At 37.6% G+C, this 886-nt stretch carries 1 protein-coding gene; it reads left to right on the top strand.

Features of this window, described 5'->3' with window-relative positions:
• Nucleotides 1–501, top strand: a 501-nt coding sequence (locus IAI56_RS15780) for a hypothetical protein (RefSeq protein WP_187658768.1), incomplete at its 5' end; no start/stop codon positions are given.
• Nucleotides 502–886 lie beyond the last annotated feature (385 nt).

The raw sequence follows: 886 nt of genomic DNA, 5'->3' as shown, positions 1-886 counted from the left end.
TCAACAACTACCAAAAACAACCCAAATCATCTTGGAGCGAAACTTCCGTCTGTTCCAGCAAACCATATTCCCGCTATCCGTTACAATCTCTACGAGGATTTCCACTACTATCGGGGCTATTCAATAAACCATTTCTCCGTCCGCAAACATTTTAACAGCACTACAAACAAAATCACCTACTATTCAAAAAAATCTACATACGTTACAAAGCACATTTACATGCGTTACAAAGAAAATCTACATGCGTTACAAAGAAAATCTACATACGTTACAAAGAACATTTACATGCGTTACAAAGAAAATCTACATACGTTGCAAAGCACATTTACATACGATGCAAAGAACATTTACATGCGTTACAAAGCACATTTACATACGTTACAAAGAACATTTACATGCGTTGCAATCCATTTTGACAACCTTACAAAGCACTTTGACAACGTTACAATCCACTTTGACAACCTTACATTTAACATTTACATGCGTTGCAAAGCGTTTTGACAACCTTACAATCCACTTTGACAACGTTACAAAGCACTTTGACAAGCTTACAATCCACATTTACATGTGTTACAAAGCACTTTGACAGCGTTACAAAGCACATTTACATCCGTTTGAACCACTTTGACAGCCTTACAATCCACTTTGACAACGTTACATTTAACATTTACATGCGTTGCAATGCGTTTTGACAACCTTACAATCCATTTTGACAACGTTACAAAGCACTTTGACAACGTTACAAAGACCATTTACACGCGTTCGAAAGACAATTACATGCGTTACAAAGCATTTTGACAACGTTACAATCCACTTTAACAGCCATGCATAAAACAGCTACATCCATCGCAACCACTACATTTCCCCTCCTTTGGAGGGGTGCCCA

It is taken from the genome of Flavobacterium macrobrachii, from assembly GCF_014486675.1.
GTDB lineage: Bacteria > Bacteroidota > Bacteroidia > Flavobacteriales > Flavobacteriaceae > Flavobacterium > Flavobacterium macrobrachii.
Note: the sequence above shows the minus strand (reverse complement) of the source record. Positions and strands in the feature narration are given on the sequence as shown.